Annotated in this window: 21 protein-coding genes; 12 read left to right on the plus strand and 9 right to left on the minus strand. The window is 62.4% G+C overall.

The genetic code is table 11. From position 1 onward, the window contains the following. A partial coding sequence (locus tag QF036_RS23840; protein ID WP_307106088.1) for a hypothetical protein occupies positions 1–343 on the minus strand: 343 nt, incomplete at its 3' end. 162 nt (positions 344–505) lie between these two features. After that, positions 506–961 carry a winged helix-turn-helix transcriptional regulator gene (locus tag QF036_RS23845; RefSeq protein ID WP_307106089.1) on the minus strand — a complete coding sequence of 152 codons (456 nt, stop codon included), beginning with the start codon at positions 959–961 and terminating at the stop codon, positions 506–508. A gap of 121 nt (positions 962–1,082) precedes the next feature. Between QF036_RS23845 and QF036_RS23850 the strand changes: the two genes are divergently transcribed. The 3 genes from QF036_RS23850 to QF036_RS23860 all read left to right on the plus strand — a co-directional run bounded on the left by QF036_RS23850 (position 1,083) and on the right by QF036_RS23860 (position 4,140). Further along, entirely contained in the window at positions 1,083–1,502 is a 420-nt protein-coding gene (locus QF036_RS23850) for an Ohr family peroxiredoxin (protein WP_307106091.1), read from the plus strand. Between the two features lie 703 nt (positions 1,503–2,205). Next, positions 2,206–2,718, plus strand: coding sequence for a hypothetical protein (locus QF036_RS23855; RefSeq protein WP_307106093.1), 513 nt, complete (start codon positions 2,206–2,208; stop codon positions 2,716–2,718). Positions 2,719–2,847: 129 nt separating this feature from the next. Next, positions 2,848–4,140 (plus strand): cytochrome c biogenesis protein/redoxin, encoded by a 1,293-nt coding sequence (locus QF036_RS23860; RefSeq protein WP_307106094.1) that lies wholly within the window; start codon positions 2,848–2,850, stop codon positions 4,138–4,140. 1,016 nt (positions 4,141–5,156) lie between these two features. On the opposite strand, the gene QF036_RS23865 is transcribed toward QF036_RS23860, so the two are convergent. From QF036_RS23865 to QF036_RS23895, 7 genes are read right to left on the minus strand one after another with little or no spacing between them, the layout of a single operon-like run. Further along, positions 5,157–6,332 carry an ROK family transcriptional regulator gene (locus QF036_RS23865; protein ID WP_307106095.1) on the minus strand — a complete coding sequence of 392 codons (1,176 nt, stop codon included), beginning with the start codon at positions 6,330–6,332 and terminating at the stop codon, positions 5,157–5,159. 58 nt (positions 6,333–6,390) lie between these two features. After that, positions 6,391–7,311 carry an N-acetylglucosamine kinase gene (locus QF036_RS23870; protein ID WP_307106097.1) on the minus strand — a complete coding sequence of 307 codons (921 nt, stop codon included), beginning with the start codon at positions 7,309–7,311 and terminating at the stop codon, positions 6,391–6,393. Next, a complete protein-coding gene (gene ggh / locus QF036_RS23875) occupies positions 7,308–8,678 on the minus strand; it encodes a glucosylglycerate hydrolase (RefSeq protein WP_307106099.1) in 1,371 nt (456 codons plus the stop codon). The genes QF036_RS23870 and ggh overlap by 4 nt, the downstream gene beginning before the upstream one ends. Continuing rightward, a complete protein-coding gene (locus QF036_RS23880; RefSeq protein ID WP_307106100.1) occupies positions 8,675–9,757 on the minus strand; it encodes an ABC transporter ATP-binding protein in 1,083 nt (360 codons plus the stop codon). The genes ggh and QF036_RS23880 overlap by 4 nt, the downstream gene beginning before the upstream one ends. Positions 9,758–9,803: 46 nt before the next feature. Next, entirely contained in the window at positions 9,804–10,646 is an 843-nt protein-coding gene (locus tag QF036_RS23885; RefSeq protein WP_307106102.1) for a carbohydrate ABC transporter permease, read from the minus strand. Next, positions 10,643–11,536, minus strand: coding sequence for a carbohydrate ABC transporter permease (locus QF036_RS23890; protein ID WP_307106104.1), 894 nt, complete (start codon positions 11,534–11,536; stop codon positions 10,643–10,645). The genes QF036_RS23885 and QF036_RS23890 overlap by 4 nt, the downstream gene beginning before the upstream one ends. Further along, positions 11,537–12,877 carry an ABC transporter substrate-binding protein gene (locus tag QF036_RS23895; protein WP_307106107.1) on the minus strand — a complete coding sequence of 447 codons (1,341 nt, stop codon included), beginning with the start codon at positions 12,875–12,877 and terminating at the stop codon, positions 11,537–11,539. 349 nt (positions 12,878–13,226) lie between these two features. Here QF036_RS23895 and QF036_RS23900 point away from each other — a divergent pair, with 349 nt between their 5' ends. From QF036_RS23900 to QF036_RS23940, 9 genes are all read left to right on the plus strand, one after another. Continuing rightward, complete coding sequence (locus QF036_RS23900; RefSeq protein ID WP_307106109.1) at positions 13,227–13,445, plus strand: hypothetical protein; 219 nt, start codon at positions 13,227–13,229, stop codon at positions 13,443–13,445. Between the two features lie 797 nt (positions 13,446–14,242). Then, positions 14,243–15,163, plus strand: a complete 921-nt coding sequence (locus QF036_RS23905; protein ID WP_307106110.1) for an alpha/beta hydrolase — start codon at positions 14,243–14,245, stop codon at positions 15,161–15,163. Between the two features lie 105 nt (positions 15,164–15,268). Further along, positions 15,269–16,003 carry an IclR family transcriptional regulator gene (locus QF036_RS23910; protein ID WP_307106112.1) on the plus strand — a complete coding sequence of 245 codons (735 nt, stop codon included), beginning with the start codon at positions 15,269–15,271 and terminating at the stop codon, positions 16,001–16,003. Between the two features lie 197 nt (positions 16,004–16,200). Further along, positions 16,201–16,845: an ABC transporter permease gene (locus QF036_RS23915; protein ID WP_307106114.1), complete on the plus strand. Its 645-nt coding sequence runs from the start codon at positions 16,201–16,203 to the stop codon at positions 16,843–16,845. A 25-nt stretch (positions 16,846–16,870) separates the two neighbouring features. Next, positions 16,871–17,842: an ABC transporter ATP-binding protein gene (locus QF036_RS23920; RefSeq protein WP_307106116.1), complete on the plus strand. Its 972-nt coding sequence runs from the start codon at positions 16,871–16,873 to the stop codon at positions 17,840–17,842. Next, positions 17,839–18,597: an ABC transporter permease gene (locus QF036_RS23925; protein ID WP_307106118.1), complete on the plus strand. Its 759-nt coding sequence runs from the start codon at positions 17,839–17,841 to the stop codon at positions 18,595–18,597. The genes QF036_RS23920 and QF036_RS23925 overlap by 4 nt, the downstream gene beginning before the upstream one ends. A 28-nt stretch (positions 18,598–18,625) precedes the next feature. Beyond that, complete coding sequence (locus QF036_RS23930; RefSeq protein WP_307106120.1) at positions 18,626–19,579, plus strand: glycine betaine ABC transporter substrate-binding protein; 954 nt, start codon at positions 18,626–18,628, stop codon at positions 19,577–19,579. Next, on the plus strand, positions 19,579–20,442 hold the full coding sequence (locus QF036_RS23935) for a carbon-nitrogen hydrolase family protein (protein WP_307106122.1): 864 nt from the start codon (positions 19,579–19,581) through the stop codon (positions 20,440–20,442). The genes QF036_RS23930 and QF036_RS23935 overlap by 1 nt, the downstream gene beginning before the upstream one ends. Continuing rightward, positions 20,435–21,268, plus strand: a complete 834-nt coding sequence (locus QF036_RS23940) for a DUF6282 family protein (RefSeq protein ID WP_307106123.1) — start codon at positions 20,435–20,437, stop codon at positions 21,266–21,268. The genes QF036_RS23935 and QF036_RS23940 overlap by 8 nt, the downstream gene beginning before the upstream one ends. Positions 21,269–21,335 lie beyond the last annotated feature (67 nt).

Genomic DNA, 21,335 nt, shown 5'->3' on the forward strand with positions numbered 1-21,335 from the left:
GGGTTCCCCGGCGAGCGATGAAAGTACCTGATGGGCGGGCCACCTTGGCAAGCATCGCGAGTTTCACGAATTCAGTGAGTTTGGCGGCGTTGGCCTGGAGCCGCCTCTGAAGGGACGGGCTCCCGGAGTTGCGCGAACGTAGAGTGATGGCCACTTCAGGCGCAGGGCCGGTACCTGTCCGTGGGCTGATGAGCCCAGAAGGGCGGACCTTGGGCTGGCCAAGATGCTTGATCTCCCCGGGTTCGTCGCTGGCGCTCTCCGGCGGCGAGGAGCGCGACGCTGCGGAAATTTGGATCACGATTGCGGCGCGGTGAAGAATTGGGTCGAGGATGGTGGTCTGCATCTGGTCATATCGCAGGACTGCAGCCTCGAGAACCGGTCCGTCGTGAGAGGCAAGCGACAGGTCAGCCGCAGTGTTCTGAGGGCGACAGTGGGGAGAACCATCGGCTGCACTGGCGAGGACCGGGGTCCCTGGTCGGCCGATTTCAGCTCGACGCCGCAGGCATCACTCGGCTGCGGCGCGGGAGCCGGGGTGGGGGAGTGCGGTTACCTCACCCCAGCGGATCGGGGCGCCGCAGGCGCTGCAGGCCAGTGTCGGGTGGAGGGCCTCTCCGCACGTGTGCTCAAAGGGCATGGGTGGCCCCTCGGGCCGCGCAAGGTTTCGGTCACCCCAGTCCCGCAAGACGGTGATGATCGGGAGGAGTGATTTGCCCCGATCGGTGAGGTGGTATTCGTAGCGCTCGGGACGGTCCTGGTATTTGTTGCGCTCGATAAACTCGGCTTCTTCAAGCTTCCGTAAGCGCGCGGTAAGCACATCTCGCGGGGCCCCCGTGAACCGGACGATTTGATCGAACCGGGTACTTCCCAGCATGAGCTCTCGGATCGCGAGCAGCGACCACTTCTCGCCGATCAGCTCGAGGGTCCGGGCGATCGAGCATTCCCGCGCATCTGGTGAGGCCATACCTCCATCATACGCTTGCGTTTGAAATTCCAACTCTGTACAGTTTGGAATCCAAACTAACCGGCTAAACGGACCGCGCTAAAGAAGCACGGGCCCAGACTGCCACTGAAAGGAACAGAACGTGGCCTCCTACACCACAACCGTGACCACAGTCGGAGAGGGCCGCCATGGCGGCCGCAGCACCTCCGAGGACGGCAACCTCGATGTTAAACATGCTTTCCCGGTTGAACTCGGCGGCTCCGGAGACGGCACTAATCCCGAGCAGCTGCTCGGCGCCGGGTGGTCCGCTTGCTTCCGCGGCGCACTCGATTCGGCCGCGAGTCAGCGCCAGATCAAGCTGGGCGACGTAGACGTTACTGCGGCTATCACGCTGCATGCTGAGAACAACGACTACTGGCTCAGCGCCGTTCTGGAGGCCAGTGCATCCGCGGTCCACCAGGCAACGCTGGTCGAACTGATGGAGGATGCCCACCAGCTGTGCCCGTACTCCAAGGCGACCCGCGGCAACATCGAAGTCGAGCTGGTCGCGAAGGCCGCCTGACACCCCCAACGCGGGCACCGGCCGACCTCGCCCGCGGGGCCTTGATGGGTCCCGCGGGCGCTCGTCCGATCTCGCCGGCTGAGTGCTTGGCGCTGGCTACGGATGAGGTCACTGACTCGGCGCCCTGACCCACCAGCAGCTCGCATCCCTTCGTTGCCTTCTTGGCCAGCTGGTGGTGTTTTAGTGAGGATTGTTTGGCGAGGCCGTTCAAGGGCTGCCGTTGGGCAGGTGGTCTTTACTGAAGGGAACAGGGTTCATCTCGAAGCCTGCTGCGTAAAGGAAGCCTGTGGCCAGGTGTCTATAAACTGCCGCACGGCTTCTGGAAGGATCACAAGGCCGGCCCTTCCCAAATCCAAATGCCATGTAATCGATGTTTGAAAGAACCGTCCCGCTGGCCGCCAAACATCTCCACCAGCCCTTGGTGCGGACGCATGCCTGCAGGGCGCCAAACACAAGCTGATAGCCCCGACATTCTCTGCAGCAGCAGGCGGCGCCCGGATTTTTCGCTTCCCCCGTGCCCATCCCCAAAGGGCTGCAATGCGATGACCATTTGGCGTCGCTGACCTGCGTCAACTTGCCAGAGCCGTATGCCGAACACATCGCCCCGTGTTCGCTGCCGAGGGGTAACTCGTCACCGCGACCCAGGCCTGACCTAACCATGGCGCCCATAAACCGAACAACCACCAGAAATTAGGAGCATCCCATGGCATTTCTTGACCGTCTCCTCGGCCGCGCGAGCGTGCGCGATCGCGAAACCCCAGCCCGCACGGAGGATGAAGTCGCCATCGAGCGATACCAGCAAGTGTTAAGTAATGCCCCGACCGAAAAAATCGAGCAGGTGCACGTTGAGGCGTTCAGCAAGCTCACACCGGCCCAGCTCGATGTCCTCTTCGAGCGCTTCACGCAGAACGCTCACACAACGGAGGATCGCCCAGCGAATGCCCAGCCCGCAACCCTGGCAAGGGCAGCGGCACGGTCTGAGCGACACCAGCCCGGTGCCCTCACCCGCACCTTGGGGGAGGGCGGGAGCGGGGCCGACTCCCGCTCGGTTCTCGGCAGTGTCGCCGGGTACGTCATAGTCTCTGAAATCGTCAGCGCCTATTTTTGGAGCGGTTTGTACGCTGAGGCTGCCGGTGACGGCTCGACCGAGGCCTTTGGAGGAACCTCGGCTGAGGAGACCACCAGGCACTACGACGGAGGCGACTATGGCTTCTAACATGCCAGGCCAGTATCCAGAGCAGGAGGAACGAGGGCCGGCGGGCACCAATGGCGGCGGAGATCATCGCTTTGAATCCGTGCCTGCGGCCGGTTTTGAAGCATTCCTGCTCCAAGGCACTGCATCCTGATGGAACCTTCCCTTGCCCTGGTGGGCATGCTCGGAGGACTTATCACAGGCATTTCCCCATGCATACTGCCGGTTCTCCCCGTGCTTTTCCTGTCCGGTGGCGCCCGCGGAGCTCGTCATACCCAAGAAGGAAACGAGCCGGCAAGTGGCGGCCGCCGACCATACCTCGTCGTCGCCGGCCTAGTGCTGAGTTTCAGTGTCTTCACCCTGGTGGGCACATTGGCATTGTCAGCGCTCCCCATCCCAGAAACGGTCATCCGCTGGGCAGGCATCATCGCATTGGCCCTGCTTGGAATCGGAATGATCTTTCCCAGATTCGGGACAATTCTGGAAAAGCCCTTTTCTCGGATCCCTCAACGTCAAGTTGGAACCGATCGAGGCGGGTTCGTGCTCGGACTCGTACTGGGTGCCGTATATGTGCCATGCGCGGGACCGGTGATCGCAACCATTACGATCGCCGGGGCAACCGGAAGCATTGGCTTCGATACCGTGGTCCTGACCACATCATTCGCCGTTGGAACCGCGATTCCCCTTCTGGGCTTCGCCTTAGCGGGCCGCGCCGTTGCCGAACGGACCGCCGCTTTCCGCCGCAAACGGCGAGCCTTGAACGTGGGGGCTGGCATTGCAGCCATCACGCTGGCCGTCGGTCTGACGTTCAATCTGACCGATGCACTTCAGCGAGCCATCCCCGACTACACCACAGCCATCAGTGAGAGCATCGAGAAAGTGATCCCCGCCCCTGTCAGCGTCCCGGGCGGCTCGGCAGTCAGTCAGCGCCTTACATCATGCGTAGAAGATGCCTGGACTGGGCAATCCGGCGAGCAGGACTGCGGGCCCGCGCCACAGCTTACGGGTATTCAGCAATGGCTCAACACGCCTGGTAACACCAGTCTTGACCTGCGGTCGCTGCGGGGAAAAGTGGTGCTCGTCGATTTCTGGGCCTTTTCCTGCATCAACTGCCAGCGGACCATCGAACACATCACTGCTTGGCACAGCACTTACCAGGCTCAGGGATTCGAAGTTATAGGAGTCCACACTCCTGAATACACGTTCGAACGCGATCCCGGAAATGTGATGGATGGAGCCGAACGGCTAAACATCGACTATCCCATAGCACTCGACAACAACTATTCAACCTGGACCGACTATGGCGTTTCAGCTTGGCCCACCAGCTTCCTGATTGACGCCAACGGCACAGTCCGCCAAGTCACCATTGGCGAAGGCGGCTACGAGGAGACCGAAGAGCTCATCCAGACCCTGCTCGACGAAGCCGCAAAGGATCCGGGGCGATAGTATTCTGTGAGCGTTGACGATCGGCTGTGCGCAGCCTATCCCAAACTTGGTAGCTCTATTTGCCCAAGCGGAAGAAGATGATTTAACCTCCTGCAAACGGGCGGTTCTGATTCATCGTGCGGGCAACGTATCAACAGTTCATGACAATGCTTGGTCGTTGCACAGTGTCGCATGATCCACCCGTCTCCACCGGCTTTGAGACGCCCCGCTTAGCTGCCGATAACTGACCTTCGACTGACTTGACCGATTGCTGAGCCCCTTCTGAGCGCCAGATTGACGCAATATCGGTTATCGGTCGAGGCAGTGCAGGTGTGCGAAGAGCCTAGCCGCAGACAGCGGTGTTGGTGGTGTCACTGGGCTACGTTCTCATCGGACGTTCCAGTCGGAAGACCGGCGTTGACCAGTGCGCTATCGCGGGACCAGGTGCTCGGAAATTAGTTCTGCGCTGCGCTCCAGGGAGACAGTGCCGGCAGCCACGCCTACAACCAGGTCGAAGGCTGGCGCGGGTAGTTGCTGCTAACGCGCGGTGAGCGCCGGTGGTCGGCTGTAACTGTGGTTTCGCCCAGGATGATGCTGTCAACTTCTGCCTTTTCGTGCTCCCGAAATTTGTCCAAGTGCTTTGGACAACAATTCGGTCGGAGGCACCCTCGCGGACACCCGACCAGCGCCGCGGCGGGCAAAGCGGGCGAGTTTCACCGCTTTCACCGTTCACGCACCTTCACCCTTAAGGCCCAGTGCAGAATCCCTCCGCGACTGGGAGCCGTCGCCCGGCCATCATCACGGCTGTGGCTGCACCGGCAGGCCGCCAATGCAAGCGGCCGCGCCGGGAGGACTGGCCCTGATTCCCTGAACGGCCCGGCTCGGGGTTCGTTTGCAGGATCGGGCGGGCGCGCACGGGGCGCCGGGCTGCCCCACGAAAAGGCCCTCCTTCACCCGCTACTTTTTACGCAGGGCCTGCCTGTTGTCGTGGGGGTCTTTAAACGGCCCGTCGCTGCTCTGATACCCGAAGCTTCGACTCACAGCATCGTAAAGTCGCTGACTGCGCTGTCGATCGCTTCGGCAGCAAAGACTCTGCGCATGACCAGAGTGGCAAGCCCCTGTAGGGAAGTTTGGTCCCCGCTGTCCCCGGCCTGCACCGTTAGGCCGTCGGCGATGCGTTCAACTACGTCGGCCATGACTCTTGCCCTAACTTGATCGACGAAGGCGGGGATGGAGCCAATTTTCCCTCCAAGAACGAGCCGGTCGGGGTTGAGGGTTGTTATGGTTGCGGCCAAGGCTCTCCCCAGGACAGCTGCGGCTGCTTCAAGAACCCGGGCAACGTCAGGGTTACCTTTCTTGGCAGCGGCGCTGACGGCATCGAGGTCTGTAATGCCTCCGGCGGCGAGCAGATCCGTGATGGCACGCCCTGAGCTGTAAGCGGCGAGGCAGCCGTGGCGCCCGCATCTGCAAAGGGGCCCGTTTTCGGCCATGCGGATGTGTCCGATGTCGCCGGCGGCTCCGTGGGCGCCCCGGAGGATTGATCCTTCTACCACAATGCCGCAGCCGATGCCGGTGGCCACTTTGACGTAGACGACAGTTTCAGCGTCGCTGGCCCGCTCCCCGAGGGCCGCGGCCCGTGCGTCGTTTTCGATAATGTGCGGTACCGGCCATGTGCTGGAGACTGCTTTGGCCACGGCATCCGGCGGCCAACCAGGGATGGTGGTGGTGTGGGAGACATGCCCGCTCTCCGCTTCGACCGGCGCCGGAAGGCTGACGCCCACTCCGATGAGAACTTCAGCGCTGCCTTGGGCGAGTAGGGATTTTCCGGTTTCGATCAGGGGGGAGAGTACGGCATCCGACGGTCCGCTGATGGTGTGCCGGGATGTAACCGAGCGCAGGGGAACGCCCCGCAGATCGGTTACGCTGACGGTGGCATGCGTTTGGCCGAGGGCGAAGGCCAGGACAACCCGGCCCCTGTCATCGAAACGGATCTTGCGGGAGCGGCGGCCCCCCGTAGCCTCCAGCGATTCGGCCTCATAGATGAATCCGCGTCGCAGCAGGGTTTCCAGACGTTCGTACAGCGTGGCCCGGGACATCCCGGTCGCCGCCAGGAGTTGTTGGCGGGACAGGCCGCCGGAGGACCTGATCAGTTCCAGAAGATGCCCGTGGGAGGTCGCTCCGCCCAGGCTCGCGGGTGTTCTTTCAACCGTCATAGGTCCTCCTCTCTTCCGGTCTACCAACATACTGCACGGCTCTGTCGCCCGGTTTCGTTCACGGCGCTGCGAGAACGGCTTCCTCCGCCAGGTGCATCACGCCGAAAACCGGCGCCGTGCCCAATACCTGCACGTCGGTGATTCCGTGGTTGGTCAGATAATTGGTAAAGCTTTCCTGAAGGGCGGGCTGGTTTAGCCCTAGTCCGCCGCCGAGGACTACCGGTCCCTGCATTCGTAGCCGGGCCGCAACCTGAAGGGCCTGCTCGGCCAGGCTTCGTCCGGCCTGGTCAACCAGTTTCCTGCTTGCGGGATTACCCCGGCGGGCACAGTCAAAAACGAGCCGCGATTTATCCGCCCAGTACGTTCTGTCCTTGTTGCCGTGGAAGAGACGTATCAGTTCCTCAGCAGAGCCCAGCCCGCAGCTGTCGAGCAAGCCGGCGGTAAGTTCATCGTCCGGCAGGCCAAGGTTGGTCCTGTGCAAGCTGTGCCGCACTGCTTCCCGTCCGAGCCAGTAGCCACTCCCTTCGTCGCCGAGGAGGTATCCCCAGCCTCCGGCCCGGGCCTCCCTGCCGTCTCCCGTGACACCCCAGGCGGCCGATCCGGTTCCGGCGATGACAGCGATACCCGTGTCGGCCCCTGCAGCGGCGAGAATCAGACGTGTGTCATGCACGATCGTGATGTTCGTGCCCGGGGCTTGGGGCGAGATCAGGCGCCGGAGTTCCGCCTTATCGTTATCGGTGTCCATCCCGCCTGCGCCCGCGTAGATGTGTGCCGCGTTGGCGGCGTCCAGGCCTCCCAGCAGAAGTGACAGGTTCAGGGCAGCGGTTGCAATGCTGACGTTCTGGGTGTTGGAGCTTCCGGCCAGCCGGTCTTCGACAACGGTACCGCCCACAATTTTGATGCCGTGGGTTTTGGTACCTCCGATGTCCAGGCCGATGATCGTCTCGCTGGTGGTATTGCCTCCGGGAAGGGTCGTCATTCCGCACCCTGGTCCGGCGCGCCCGGGGCGGTGGAGGAACCCAGCCATTCGAGGGCAGCAGCTGCCGTCCAGGCCTGCGCGAGGCTTCCGAGGGGTTCTCCGGTGAAGGGCTCGTAGTATTCGCCGAATTTCAGGTCCGAGAGCTGCCGCAGCGATTCTGAACGAAGAGTTTCGTGGAGACCGGCTTGGCCGTCGCGGGAGCATGCCCAGCCCAGCAGCAGATTCAGGAAGGGCCACACGGGGCCGCGCCAGTACGTGCGGGCCCGGAACGCCGGGCTGGACGGGGAGGTGGAGGGCGGAAGCGCGAACAGCAGTTGGGGGTAGCCCATCCAGTCCGGGCCCTGCAGAATGTCCCGTTGGCGGTCCAGGACCTCCGGCTGGCCGCCGGCGATCAGGGGTGCGAAGCCGGACACGGTGTCGGTGGAAATCCAGGTCTTGGCCAGCACATCGTAGTCGCGTGCCAGCCCTGTCTCCGGGTCTACCGTCGAGGCCACGCCGTCGCGGAAGCGTTGTGTCAATTGCCGGAGTTCGGCAGCTTCAGAGGATCGGCCGATCTCCTCGGCGAGGCCTGCCAAGACGTCACTGGATGCGGCCATGATGGCCGAGAAGAAAACGTCCCGGACGCGGAAATCGACGATCTCCTGGACGGCGGCGTCCTCGAACCGGACGGAGGCCATCTGTTGGACGAGCCAGAGGTATTTGGTGTATTCGGCGTCGTCGGGGCGTTCACTGACGTCGGCGACGTGGAGGATGTCGCGCCGTGTAAAGGGTTCCACGTCACCGGGCCGGATTGCGGTGTAGGGACCGTCCCAGCGCGGGGAGTTGTCGAAGCCGGATTCCCAGCCGTGGTGGATTTCGATGAGCCCGACTCCGCCGGGGTCGCGTACGGTGGCCAGCCAGCGGTGCCAGGCCAGCCAGCCGTCAAAGGAATCCCGCAGGAATTCTTCTGCGGCCGCTTGGTCGGCGCCGCCGTTTTCCCGGCCTCGGTCCACGATATGGCGCAGGGCAATGGCGTGGACCGGCGGCTGGCAGATCCCGCTGCTCTTGACTCCGGCGGGGCGCGCAGCGGCCAGAGCGGTTCCCCATCGGTCGTATCCGGGGAAATAGCCCTCGTCATTGTCGCTGAAAACGATGTGGGGGATCATGCCGGTGGACCACTGGGCGTTCAGCAGGGTGCGCAGTTCGGTGATGGCTCGGGGGACGTTCACCCGTGCCAGTCCGATCGCGACGAAAGCGGCGTCCCAGCTCCACATGTGCGGGTAGAGGTTCGGGCCCGCACTGGTCATGGTGCCCAGATCGTTCAGCTGGAGCACCTCGATGGCGGATCGGCGGAGCTGTTCGCTGCTGATGGTCAGGTCGCTGGTCATTTGGCCTCCAGTGCCATTGAGGTTTCTCGATCGTAAAAGCGCATGGTGTTGGGGGACAGACCGAGCCAAATCGTTTGGTGCGGTGCCGTTCTAAACGTTGGGGGTGCCTGGACTTTGACGGTCTGGCCCTCGACATCGACGGTGAGCAAGATGCTGGAGCCCATGGGCTCAACGACGAGCACGGTCGCTGCAATGTCACCGGAGGCACGTTCGGTCGCAACGGTGAAGTTTTCGGCACGGACGCCGAGTACGACGCCCGAGTCTTTGAAGGATCTCAGTAGCGAAGGTGCCATCATTTTCTGGTCTCCGACCACGATGGTGTCCCCGTTGGCGGTGACGGCCGCGTCGATGAAGTTCATCGGGGGCGAACCGATAAACCCGCCAACGAAGCGGTCGCTGGGAGCGTCGTAGACGTCGAGTGGATCACCGAGCTGTACGATGCGGCCCTTGCGCATGACGGCGACCTGGTCGCCCAGGGAGAGGGCCTCGCTCTGGTCGTGTGTGACGTACACGGTGGTGGTGCCCAGATCCTGCACGATTTTCTTGAGCTCCGAGCGGAAGTTGAGGCGCAGCAGTGCGTCCAGGTTGGACAGGGGTTCATCCATGAGCAGGACGTCCGCGTCCATCACAATGGCGCGGGCGACGGCGACGCGTTGGCGCTGGCCGCCGGACAGCTGTGCGGGCATCCGGTCAAGGTAGGGGCGAAGCTGCAGCAGGTCGGCTGCCCACAGCACTTTCTTTTCGATGGTGTCCCGGGCGACCTTGGCCATCTGCAGCCCAAAGCCGATGTTGTACCGCACGGAGCGGTGGGGGAAGACGGCGTAGGACTGGAACACCATGGAGATGTTTCGCTTGTTCGGCGGCAGGTAGGTGACGTCCCTGCCGCCGATGCTAATGGAGCCGGAGTCGGGCAGTTCGAGGCCTGCGAGCATGCGCAGCAGGGTGGTTTTGCCGCAACCCGAGGGGCCGAGCAGAACGGTGAATTCACCGTCGCGGATGTCGAGCGACACGTCATCGGTGGCCCGTTCGGTGCCGCCTGGATACGTCTTGACGAGGTGGGAAATCGAGATGTCAGCCATGGGGGTTGGCTCCTTGGAGAGTTCTGAAAGAGGAGAGGACGGTAGGTCAGCGGATCGTGGAGCCCCACATGTTGGTGAGGTATCTGCGCATCAGAGCGATGAAGATGATGGACGGAATCACCAGGGCAAATCCTCCGGCGAAGCGGTACGCCAGCGGCGAGTCGGCCAGTGACGTCAGCACCTGGGCCGGCAAAGTGCGGTGGTCCAGGGTCAGGATCGAGGCGCCGAGCACTTCGTTCCAGGACATGACGAACGTGAAGATGGAGGCGGCGGCGATGCCTGGCAGGGCCATGGGCATGACCACCTTCATGAACGCGCCGTAGGGTGAGCAGCCGAAGACGCGGGCTGCCTCTTCAACATCGATCGGAACACTCAGGAACACGCTGGCCGAGATGAGGATCGTGGTGGGTAGCGCCAGGGCCGTGTGCAGCAGAATGACGCCGTACGTGGTGTCGTAGATGTCCACCGTCAGGAACAGCCTGGCCAGGGGAACGGACAGGACAACGATGGGCAGTGCACGGGTGAACAGCAGGAACAGCTGGTAGGGCTCCTTGCCAGGGAAGGCAAAGCGTGCAAGTGCGTACCCGGCCGGGACGCCGATCAGGGCGGAGAGAAGCAGTGTTCCCAGGCCGACGATCAGCGAGTTGCCCAGCGCGCCGAAGATACCCGTGGACCCCAGGAAGCCGTTGAGGGTTTCGAACGAGACGTTGCTGGGCAGCAGGCTAAGAGGGAACTCGTTCAGCGATTCCCTCGTCGACAGTGCAGCCAGGGAAATCAGGTAGATCGGTATCAGCATGAACAGCGAGACGGCGATGCAGCTTGCCTGCAGCCAAACTCTGTTGCGCTTTTGCCGCCTCAGGGGGGCAGTGTCTACTGCTACGTCGTTCATCGTTTGCCTCCCTGGCTTTTGTCGCGGAGTGCCCGCAGGTAGAAGATCGAGGTCAGCATCGAAACGACGAGGATGACCAGGGCCAGTGCCGCCGCCACGTTCGGATTCTGGAGGCCTGTGTACCAGCGGTAGGTTTCGCCGACAACGAGGGGAAAGTTTTGTCCCGTGAGGGCCTGAGCGACGGCAAACGTCTGGAATGCCAGGATCGTGCGCAGGATTAGTGCCACCTGCAGGCTCGGTTTCAGCAGCGGCAGGGTGACGTGTCGAAGGCGCTGCCAAAACGTCGCTCCGAATACCTGCGCCGCTTCGTCGTAATCCTTGGGGATCCCTTGAAGGCCGGCGACGACGATGACGAGGACCAGTGAGGTGGCCCTCCAGAGCTCGGCGATGAGAACGCACATGAACATCGTGGTCTGGTTGTCATAGGCCAGCCAGGAATTTCCCTGCAGGCCCAGCCAGGCGAGTGCGGAGTTCAGGTAGCCGCGGTCATTGAAGATGGCCAGCCACACCAGGCCGGCCGCAAGATCGCTCAGCGCCAGAGGTATGGCCCAGACGAAGAAATGGGCTTTGTGCAGCCTCGGATTGGTGCGGAGCAGCAGTGCCATGCCGATCGCGAAGGCGAACTGCAGGGGAATCATGACGACGATTAGGAGCAGCGTGTTGCGCACGGCCGGCCAAAAATACGGGTCCTGGACCATGCGGACGACGAAGTCGAGCGTGAAGCCCTGATCGTTCTGGAACGCCTGAAGGATGCCCTCGACGACGGGCCAACCGAGCAGGAGGGTCATGAAGATCACGGAGGGACCGATCAGCCAGACTGCCGGTGGAACGCGGCGCTGGCGGGGCCGGACCGTCGTTCCGGTCGGGACTGCGGTGGTTTGTACGCTCACTTAGGCTACCTCGCACTTCGCGGAGATGGGGTCGGGTGCCCAGCACGGCACGTTAAGGGTTTTCAGGATGGTGTTGAGTTCCGTGGCCTGGCGGTCCAGGACCGGCTGAATGCCGGAGTTATTGAGGCAGATTTCCTGGAAGCAGTTCTTGAAGATCTGTGAGACTTCGCCTTCCTTGGGTCCGAGACCGACTGGAGGGAGGGCCAGCAGAGCGCCGGCGGACCGCTGTTGCCGGCGAACGGCGAGGGCTTCCAGGGCTATGGCTCCGGTCAGGTCGGTGGGCAGTTCTGTCTGCACGACTGGGAAGAACGCGTTCCGTCGCAGGGTTTCGATCTGTGTCAGAGGTTCGGACAGCCCGCGGATGACCTGTTCTGCCAGATCACGGTCCTTGCCGCCCTTCGGAAGTGCCAGCCCGGCGATGATGAGCATGTATCCGCGTCCTTTGGGGCCTCGCGGGGCGGGAACCATCAGCCAGTCATCGGGCTTGTTGGCCGGGGCGTCTACGAGCCGGGCCACGTGGTCCCAGGCGACCAGCACTTCGCCGCGGGCGAGCGGTTCCTGCATGGCATCGTAGTTCGTCGAGGCCGGCGCCATGTTGGCCCAAAGTTCCTGCATGTAGGTCCATGCAGCCACTGCATCGGGATTCCGGAACGTGGTGATCTGGCCTCCGGTAAAGCTGGGGAGCAGGAATCCCTGGTAGAAACGGTGGTGCAGCCCCTTGGGCCCGGCGGGCATTCCAAAGACCGGGCGGCCAGCACCCTGACGGGCGGCTTTTGCCCACGCGAGGAAGCCTTCGTAGGTAAGGTCATTGACATCAACGCCCGAGGGGAGCCATTCCAGGGCCTTTTTATTGACGGCGACGACGTACGTCGCCTGCATCCAGGGGACGTACTTGGCCGCCGAGCCCCCGGCCTTGGTCAAGTCAAGCATCTCCTGGGTGAACCCACGTCCGGACAGGTCCTGGAGAATCGCGTCGACGTCTTCCAGTGAGGAGGACAGTGGAGCGAGTTCGCCGTGAAGTCCGCCAAGGAGGGAAGTGCGCACGTTTTGTGCGCTGGCCTGCGACTTCACGGTGGATGCGAAAACACCCGGGTCCACAGCGTTGTAAGCGGTTGGCACTCTCAGGAATTTCTTCAGGACTGCTTCGTAGCGCTGTTTTTCCTCCACCGGCGTGAACTGCGTGGAGAGGAAACCCACTGTGCCTTGGCCAGCAGCCGCTCCGCTGGTGTCAAAGCCCGCGCAGGCCGCGAGGAACGGTGCCGACAGTGCGGTGCCCAGCCCAGCCAGCAGCAGGCTGCGCCGGGAAGGAAGCCGGGTGGGGGATGAGAATGCGTCGTTCATTGACTACTCCAATCGTGTGCGCCTCTGCACAACTTTCGTCTAAGACTCAGACAAAAGCTTGCACCTGTCAAGAGCGGTTGGCGGCAACCGCATGCCCTATGCAAAGGCAACGGCCAGGAGGGCTTGACGGAATATCACTTTCGTCTAATGCTTGAACGGAAGTTGCTGGCATTCCGGCGAGGGCCGTCAGCATTCACCGGGCGGAGCATCTTCACCGCCAAGCACGGCCGCCTGGTTCGACCGGATGTGCGGCGCGTCCGCACTTCCATCACATCTTGTTCGAGGGGCCTTCGCGAGCCCAGGAACAATGCGGATCGAGACCGCCAAGGACACGAGATAGGAGACAGGAATGATCGAGGCAAAGACTGATCAGACTCTAAAAGTGACGGTGGAAAGCAAGGCCGCCATGCAGAAGCAGCTCACGATTGCTGAAAGGATCCTACGGGCGAGAGCAGCCAGCGTACGGACGCAGGGGATCATGATCACCCGGCGCAGTCCGACGTTGTTCACAGTAGCGCTCAGTGAAGACGTTCCTTACGGACTGACGTGGGAATTCCGTGCCTACTAGTCTTTTCAGCATCGAAAGGCTCCACGACCTCGATGGAGGACGCCAGGAAGCGCAGCACGCGGCGGATCACTTACCGACAGGCTGGCGGCAGGTTCCGATCCGGGGTGCGATCAGCCGTTCGGCGCAGCCGAGTGCGAGGTGGTGAGCGCCGATAACGGTTCTCGCTCGGTAATGAGAGAGATTGACCGGTTCACGCAGTGTATCGAGGCGACACCTATGTCAGGGATCGGGCCTGTAACCGGAGCGGATGCTGCTCTCGTTTCGGTGTACCATCCACAGGCTGATCATCACGGATTTCCTTATCCGGCGGGCGTGGATGATTTCCTTCAAGCCGACTGCGCCCCATGTTCGGAGGGGCGGGGGATGGCGGTCGATGCGGCTTCACTGACGACTGCGGTCTCGTGGTGTGCATCCCTTGCCGCGCACTGCAACGCAGGCCTTGGGTTAAGCCCCGCCAGCCATCCTGATGAAGACTTCCATGCGGCGCTGCTTGCACTTGTCGTCGCAGTCCATGTGGGTCCTCGCCGCCCAATTGAAGGTCTTGACCTGTGCGAGACCAGCCTGGCTGGGCCCAAACTCGGACTGGGAAGTTCCGGGATGAAAAGGAGATTTCAGGGCGGAACGGCCAGGCATCGGTTCATGTTGCAGTTTTTGCATCGCACCATTGCATTGAATGCATTAGTCCTTGATAGTGATCGTGGATTGAGACGCGGACCACTTCCGCGTCACGGTCTCAGAGAGACTTTGAAGCAGGTCTGAGCGACGCCGGGACGAACCCGTACTTGATGGAGGAAACAGTGATCGAGAAGCCGACAACTTTTTTTAGTGAGGGCAGCCGTCTGCAGGCTACGCTTTACTACCCGGACGATGTTTCGGACGGCGCAGAACGGCCTGCCCTGATTGTCAATTCGGGCTACCAGGGTTTTAACGAGTTCTACCCGAAAATGTTCGCCCGGCTCATGACGAGGTTCGGCTACATCTGCCTGGGGTTTGACTACAGGGGTATGGCGGACAGCGAGGGCCCGAAGGGAACAGTCCTTATCGAGGAACAGGTTGAGGATATCCGCAACGCGGTCACGTTCCTCCAGGCCCAGGAGGACGTTGATGACCAGCGGATCGGACTTATCGGGTGGGGCATGGGTGCCGCCAATGTCATCCTGGCGGCCGAGAAGGGCCGCAATGTTGCAGCAGTCGCTTCACTGAACGGGTTCTACAAAGGTGAACGCTGGCTCAAGTCCATCCACTCGTACCATGAGTGGACGAAGATCCTTCAGGACGTTGAGGAAGACCGGACCCGGCGGGTTCTTGAGGGGGAGTCCCGGCTCGGGGACACGTTTGAGCACTATCCGCTGGATCCGGCGACGGATGACTACGTGCAGAAGGAACTGGCCCAGGTCTACGGCTTTGGCCACCCGACCCGGCTCCAGTTCACGGAATCGATTCTTGACTTGAACGTGGAAAAAGTCGTTGCTGACATTGCACCAACCCCCCTGTTCATCGGACACGGAACGCGTAACTCCCTGCATCCCTATGACGAGGCTCTGGCGCTGTTCGAGGCTGCGTCCTCGCCGAAGACTCTTTACAACGTGGAGGGCCGTCACAACGACTTCATGTACGTTGACCACCCGGAGTTCGTACTTCTGTGCGACCAGCTTGATGAGTTCTTTGAGCAGGCTTTCACCCGGAGCGCATCGCCGAGCCGAAGCGTCTCAGCCTAGCGGGAACCGATGCGTTGGATGCAACTTCTGTTGCAGAAATCACACTGGCTACCTAGGATCGGGGGAATGGAAATGGAGCAGAAGCAGAGTGGGGCTGCGAGAGTTATGGCTGTTCTCGACGTACTCAGTTCTGCCGATGCGGCTCAGTTTCCTGACGGGTTGACTGTTTCCGACGTTGCACGCATGTTGGGCCGGGAAAAGTCGGTCGTCTCGCGGCAGCTGAAGAGCCTGCTGGAGACGGGGCTGGTGGCGAGGGACCCTGACGGTCGTTATGAGCTGAGCTGGCGGCTGTTCGCGTTGGCTCAGCGGGCCGGCGACCAGAGGCTGACGAAGCTGGCCGGGCCCCTGATGTTCCGGCTGACTGAAACGGTTCGTGAACGAACGTATCTGACGGTGCTCAGTGACGGCCAAGTCCTGACGGTACATTCAGAAAGTTCACGCCGGTCCATCGAGGCAGCCGGGTGGGTGGGGCGCACCGTCCCTGTAAACCGAAGCTCCAGCGGGATGGCCCTGTTGCTGGACCACGAGGATGATCACATCCTCGAGATCGTCCGGACAGGTGAGGATGGCCTTGGGGCCCGGGAAGCCAGGGAGTTCCTGGCTCACATTCGGGAAGCCCGGACTAAGGGCTACACGGTGGCGGACCGGATTTTCGACCCTGAACTGATCGGCATTGGCGCGCCGGTGCGCGACTATGCCGGGAGGATCACAGCCGCAGTAAACCTTTCCGGACCTGCCCCCCGCATCGAACCACACATCAGGGTATTCTCGGGCCACCTGCTCTCAACGGTCCGCACCCTTCACAATGCCCTCGCCCCGGTTACTCACGTTCCCGCCTAGCAGCCGCCAGACTTCCCGTACTGGCCCGTCTCCGTAACCCTCCCCGACAAGAACGAGCAGGAGTTAACCATGCACTGTCTTGCCATGCCATTTTCCGGCGCCGATGCCCGAACGAGCGCCCGCCTTCACCGCCCTGATAAGAGTCGTTCTTCAACAAAGCCGTTGAGAGCACGTCCAGCGATAGACCAGAGGCCGCTGTGTTTCTGGAATATCTGAGCAACAACGCAGTTCGGCTGCTGTTTCTTGCTGAGCAGCACGCCGAACTGGTGCTGATCAGTGTGGTCATCTCGGCGGTGCTGGGCATCGGCCTGGCCCTCATCACCGAGTCCATGCCCCGGCTGCGGCGAACTTTGCTCTCCGTGACCGGAACGCTCCTGACGATCCCATCATTTGCCTTGTTTGCTCTGATGATTCCGTTGCTGGGTCTGGGCGTTGCGCCGACCGTGGCTGCCCTGGCCGTATACGGCATCTTCCCGATACTCCGCAACACCGTCACCGGCATCGAAAGCGTCGATGCGGCCGTGATTGATGCGGCAAGGGGGCTGGGTATGGGCCGGGGCCAGCGGCTGCGAACCGTCGTGCTGCCCTTGGCCTGGCCCGTGATCCTCAACGGCATCCGGACGGCAACGATCATGTTGGTGGCTACGGCGGCCATCGGCGCCGTTGTCCGCGGGCCCGGACTCGGGGAACTGATCTTCAGGGGTCTGGCCCGGATCGGCGGGGCCAACGCCCTTTACGAAGCGCTGGCCGGAGTCATCGGGATTGTGCTTGTCGCGCTGGTCCTAGACCTCTTATTCATCTGGATAGCAAAATTCACCACTGTGCGAGGGTTAAATGTCTGAGAAGCCAGGATGCAAGCCTGACACCATGATCTACCTGGAGAATGTCTCCAAGCGCTACCCCGATCAGGGCAAAGACGCCGTGGCCGGCCTGTCCATGGAAATTAAGCGCGGCGAATTCGTGGTCCTGGTCGGGCCTTCAGGATGTGGAAAAACCACCACGCTACGAATGATCAATCGGTTGGTTGAACCGACCGGTGGGCGCATCTGGATCGATGGCAAGGATGTCACCCACGTAGACGTCGATCAGTTGCGGCGCGGCATCGGTTACGTCATCCAGCAGATCGGCTTGCTGCCGCATCTGACCATCGCTGAGAATGTGGCGCTGGTTCCGAAACTTTTGGGTGACTCCAAGAGCAAGCGGCGTGCACGCGCCGAGGAACTCCTGGATCTCGTTGGATTGGAGCCGGCCACCTACGCGGACCGTTACCCCAAGCAGCTCTCCGGCGGCCAGCAGCAGCGTGTGGGAGTGGCCCGGGCACTCGCCGCGGACCCTCCCGTGATGCTCATGGACGAGCCCTTCGGCGCGGTGGATCCCATCGCCCGGGAAAAGCTGCAAATAGAGTTCCTTCGACTGCAGGAGCGCATCCGCAAGACCATTGTTCTGGTCACCCACGACATCGATGAGGCCCTGCGGCTCGGTGACAGGATCGCCATTTTTGGCCCCGGTTCAAGGCTGGCGCAGTTTGACACTCCGCTGCAGATTCTCAGCAACCCGGCTGATGATTTCGTTCGCGATTTCGTCGGGACGGGAGCTTCGGTGCGCCGCCTTACCCTGTTGACGGTCCGTGATGTGGTTGGCCCGTCCACCCCAGAGGCCGGCAGTGTGCTCGCCACGGTTGATGCTGACCCTGGCGAGAGCGTCCACCGCGCACTGGAACGGGTCCTGGCAGCCGGCGCCGAAGGCGTCACCGTGCAACTCGACGGCGGGACAACCCGGGTCATTGACATACAGGGGCTGCTCACCGCAGCGGCTCAGCGGACTCCGGTGCCGTCATGAGCTCGACAGTCATTGACCGGATCAACGTTCCAGGATCCAAGCGGGCCAGGGCGTGGGTTGTGCCGGCCATCGTGGTGGCACTCCTCGTAGGGGTCGCCGCTTACATTGGATCCACCCCCCTTGACTCAAGCGAAGCCCGCAGCCTGGCCCCGGATGTCATTTTCACCTCGCTGTGGCAACACGTCCAGCTGGTTGCTGTTTCGACGGTACTCACTATCGCCATCGGTGTTCCGCTGGGTGTCCTGCTCACCAGGGCGCGCACCGGGGGAGTGGGTGCCGTGGTGTTGGCGGCAGCCAACGCCGGGCAGGCCATCCCTTCCATCGGAGTCCTCGTTTTACTCGCAATGATGTTCGGCGTCGGATTCTGGATGGCAGTCATCGCACTGGTGGCCTATGCCCTGCTTCCGGTGCTGCGCAATACCATGGTGGGCATCCGCCAAGTGGACCGGGCGCTGCTGGATGCCGGCCGGGGCATGGGCATGAGCGCCCGTGAGGTCCTCCTCACCATCGAGCTTCCCCTCGCGGTTCCCGTCATGCTCGCCGGGATCAGGGTGGCACTCATTCTTAACGTGGGAGTAGCGACACTCGCAGCCTTCACCAACGCCGGGGGCCTGGGATCAATTATCTCCTCCGGCATCTCCCTAAACCGTATGCCTGTTCTCATTGTCGGCAGCGTGCTGACCATCTGCCTCGCCCTGACCGTGGACTGGTTGGCCGGCATTGCCGAGCGGCTCCTGCGTCCCAGGGGCATCTAATCTCCCACCACAAGTGAAAGTGATACAAATGCGTAAAAGTATGCTTGCCGCCGGTTTGCTCAGTGTTGTGCTCACCAGCGGCTGCGCGCTGGGCGGCAACGGTCCCGGCCAGGCCGCGGGCGGCGCGGCCAAGGACGGCCCCCTGAAAGATGCCGCCCTCAATGTCGCCTCGAAGAACTTCACCGAACAGCTCCTGTTGTGTGAAGTTGCCGCACAGCGCCTGGAATCACAGGGCGCGAGCGTTGAGCGGACCTGCGGGATGAGCGGCTCCAGCGCCGTCCGCGCAGCGTTGACCAGCGGCGCTGTGGACATGTACTGGGAATACACGGGCAGTGGCTGGCTCACCCACCTGCAGCAAAAAGAGACCATCACCGACCCCGAGGTGATGTATCAAAAGCTCAGCTCCTTAGACAAGGAAAAGAACGGCGTCATTTGGTTGCCGCCCGCTCCTGCCAACAACACCTACGGGGTAGCCGTCAAGACTGAAACCGCGAAAAAGCTGGGGGTCGCGACCCTCTCCGACTACGCCAAGCTAAGCAGATCCGATCCAGCCAGCGCCGCGTTCTGCGGGGCATCAGAGTTCTTCGGGCGCGATGACGGATGGTCTGGCCTGAAGAACATGTACGGCATCACCCTCCCCCAGAACAAGGTGGCCGAACTCGCCGAAGGGCCAATTTACAACGCCATCGGATCGGGTAACCCCTGTAACTTCGGTGAGGTGTTCGCCACCGACGGCCGCATCGCGTCCCTGGACCTGACGGTCCTCGAGGACGACAAGAAGTTCTTCCCGCCCTACAACCTCTCGCTGAACGTCACGCAGGCCGCCCTGGAAAAGTCCCCCGAGATCGCCGAAGTCATGGAACCGGTCAGCAAACTGCTCACCACCGCCGAACTGCAAAAGCTTAACGCTGAAATTGACGTTGACGGAAAGACACCCGAGGAGGTGGCCAGCGGATGGTTGACGTCCAACAACCTCAACTAATGTCGCAGCAGCGGGCGGACACGCTGCGCGTGGGGTTGTTGCAGACGGCCCCGGTGTTCGGAGAGGTGGAGGCGAACATCCGCCGGATTCTGGAAATGCGGGAGAACGTCGGCTACGTGGACCTGGCCCTCACGCCGGAACTGTCGGTCAACGGGTACGGCTTCGGAACCGGGGCAGATTACCGGCCGCTGCAGGCGAACGATCAACGCCTCAGGGCTTTCGCCAACCAGAGCGGCGCCATGGGCATAGGTTTCGCCGAGACCGTCGGCGACGGAAATCCACGCAACGCATACCTGATCACAGGGGCGGAAGAACGTCACCATCAGCAAAAGATCCACCCCGTCTCATACGCTCCCTGGAACGAACACTTGGGCTTTGACGCCGGAGACGCGGTGGACACCGCGGTCATCGGTGGTGCACGGTGTGCCACGGTCATCTGTAACGACATGTGGCACCCCGTCATCCCGTGGCTCGCAGCCCAGGCAGGAGCGGAAGTGCTGATCGTTCCTGTTGCCAGCATCGAGGGCGCCAACGCCGGGCAAGTGCAGCGCACCTGGCAGGTCATCCTCGAGCACGCAGCCCTGCTCCTGCAGTGCTACGTGGTGTTCATTAACCGCTGCGGGACCGACGGAGGGGCGAAATTCTGGGGGCAATCGCGCATCCTGGCCCCGGACGGATCCGTCGTGGCAGCGGCCGGGTCCACCGAGACCGCCTTGACGGCCAACCTCAACCTCGCGGCCCTGAGGTCCCTCCGGGCCCGCACACCGCTGCTGGCCGAAGCTCGGCACGACGTGGTGCTCAATACCCTGAGCCGGCGCACCCTGACGGAGGCCGCTTTGAAAGGACACGATCCACTTGTTTGATGTCCATGTCCATGCAGCGCCTGATGTGATCGGGCGTATCGGCCATGACGACGAGATCTGCGCTGAATACGCTGAAGCAGGCTTCACCGGCTTTGTCCTCAAGGCCCACCACGAGTCCACCGTTGGCCGGGCATCGGCGCTGACCCGCTCCTCAGGGCTGGATGTTGTGGGCGGCATCGCCCTGAACCGGCCGGCCGGGGGAATAAACCCTGACGCCGTCGTCTCTGCTCTGGGCAGCGGCGGCCGGGTGGTCTGGTTTCCCACCGCAGATGCTCATACCCAGGAAACCGCTTCCCTGCCCCGCCTCAGTGACCTTGAAACCCGGCTGGATCGGGCCGTCCTGGCGGTCCCCCCTGTACTCACACCCGGCGTTAGGCAATCAGCAGATATTTCCTTGGTCCTGGACCTCATTGCCGAACATGACGCGGTGCTCTGCACCGGGCACGTGAGCGCCGCCGAATGCTGGTGGCTCGTGGACGAGGCCCAGCGGCGCGGCATTACCCGGTTCCTGCTGACCCATCCTTCCTACACCGTGCCCGGTATGAGCGTGGCCGAGATCGCCGAGTTCGCCGCCCGGGGCGCGTTCATAGAAATCACCGCTTACCAGCTGTGGCATCAGCCAGGCATGAGCGCCGCCCGTCTGGCCCAGGTGGCGCTTGCTGCCGGGGACCGGCTCGTCCTTGCCTCGGACGCCGGACAACCGGACAGCCCGCAGCCGCCCGAAGCCCTGCGGCAGTTGGTCTCCGCCCTTCACGGCGAAGGCCTGGACAAAGGCTGGCTGGCCGACGCGGCTTCTGAGATTCCCAGAAAGCTGGTGCTCTCATGAACGCCGGGACCCTTCGGCCAGAGACAGTGCAAGGCGCCTAGAAGAGGCCGTGGTTCCCTGAACAGGG

The organism is Arthrobacter globiformis, from assembly GCF_030817195.1.
GTDB classification, from domain to species: Bacteria; Actinomycetota; Actinomycetes; order Actinomycetales; family Micrococcaceae; genus Arthrobacter; species Arthrobacter globiformis_D.

Excerpts from the sequence above, each read along its gene's own strand:
- QF036_RS23845 (WP_307106089.1), bottom strand. The coding sequence starts at position 961 with ATGGCCTCACCAGATGCGCGGGAATGCTCGATCGCCCGGACCCTCGAG.
- QF036_RS23855 (WP_307106093.1), top strand. The coding sequence starts at position 2,206 with ATGGCATTTCTTGACCGTCTCCTCGGCCGCGCGAGCGTGCGCGATCGC.
- QF036_RS23860 (WP_307106094.1), top strand. The coding sequence starts at position 2,848 with ATGGAACCTTCCCTTGCCCTGGTGGGCATGCTCGGAGGACTTATCACA.
- QF036_RS23865 (WP_307106095.1), bottom strand. The coding sequence starts at position 6,332 with ATGACGGTTGAAAGAACACCCGCGAGCCTGGGCGGAGCGACCTCCCAC.
- QF036_RS23870 (WP_307106097.1), bottom strand. The coding sequence starts at position 7,311 with ATGACGACCCTTCCCGGAGGCAATACCACCAGCGAGACGATCATCGGC.
- ggh (WP_307106099.1), bottom strand. The coding sequence starts at position 8,678 with ATGACCAGCGACCTGACCATCAGCAGCGAACAGCTCCGCCGATCCGCC.
- QF036_RS23880 (WP_307106100.1), bottom strand. The coding sequence starts at position 9,757 with ATGGCTGACATCTCGATTTCCCACCTCGTCAAGACGTATCCAGGCGGC.
- QF036_RS23885 (WP_307106102.1), bottom strand. The coding sequence starts at position 10,646 with ATGAACGACGTAGCAGTAGACACTGCCCCCCTGAGGCGGCAAAAGCGC.
- QF036_RS23895 (WP_307106107.1), bottom strand. The coding sequence starts at position 12,877 with ATGAACGACGCATTCTCATCCCCCACCCGGCTTCCTTCCCGGCGCAGC.
- QF036_RS23900 (WP_307106109.1), top strand. The coding sequence starts at position 13,227 with ATGATCGAGGCAAAGACTGATCAGACTCTAAAAGTGACGGTGGAAAGC.
- QF036_RS23910 (WP_307106112.1), top strand. The coding sequence starts at position 15,269 with ATGGCTGTTCTCGACGTACTCAGTTCTGCCGATGCGGCTCAGTTTCCT.
- QF036_RS23920 (WP_307106116.1), top strand. The coding sequence starts at position 16,871 with ATGATCTACCTGGAGAATGTCTCCAAGCGCTACCCCGATCAGGGCAAA.
- QF036_RS23925 (WP_307106118.1), top strand. The coding sequence starts at position 17,839 with ATGAGCTCGACAGTCATTGACCGGATCAACGTTCCAGGATCCAAGCGG.
- QF036_RS23930 (WP_307106120.1), top strand. The coding sequence starts at position 18,626 with ATGCGTAAAAGTATGCTTGCCGCCGGTTTGCTCAGTGTTGTGCTCACC.
- QF036_RS23935 (WP_307106122.1), top strand. The coding sequence starts at position 19,579 with ATGTCGCAGCAGCGGGCGGACACGCTGCGCGTGGGGTTGTTGCAGACG.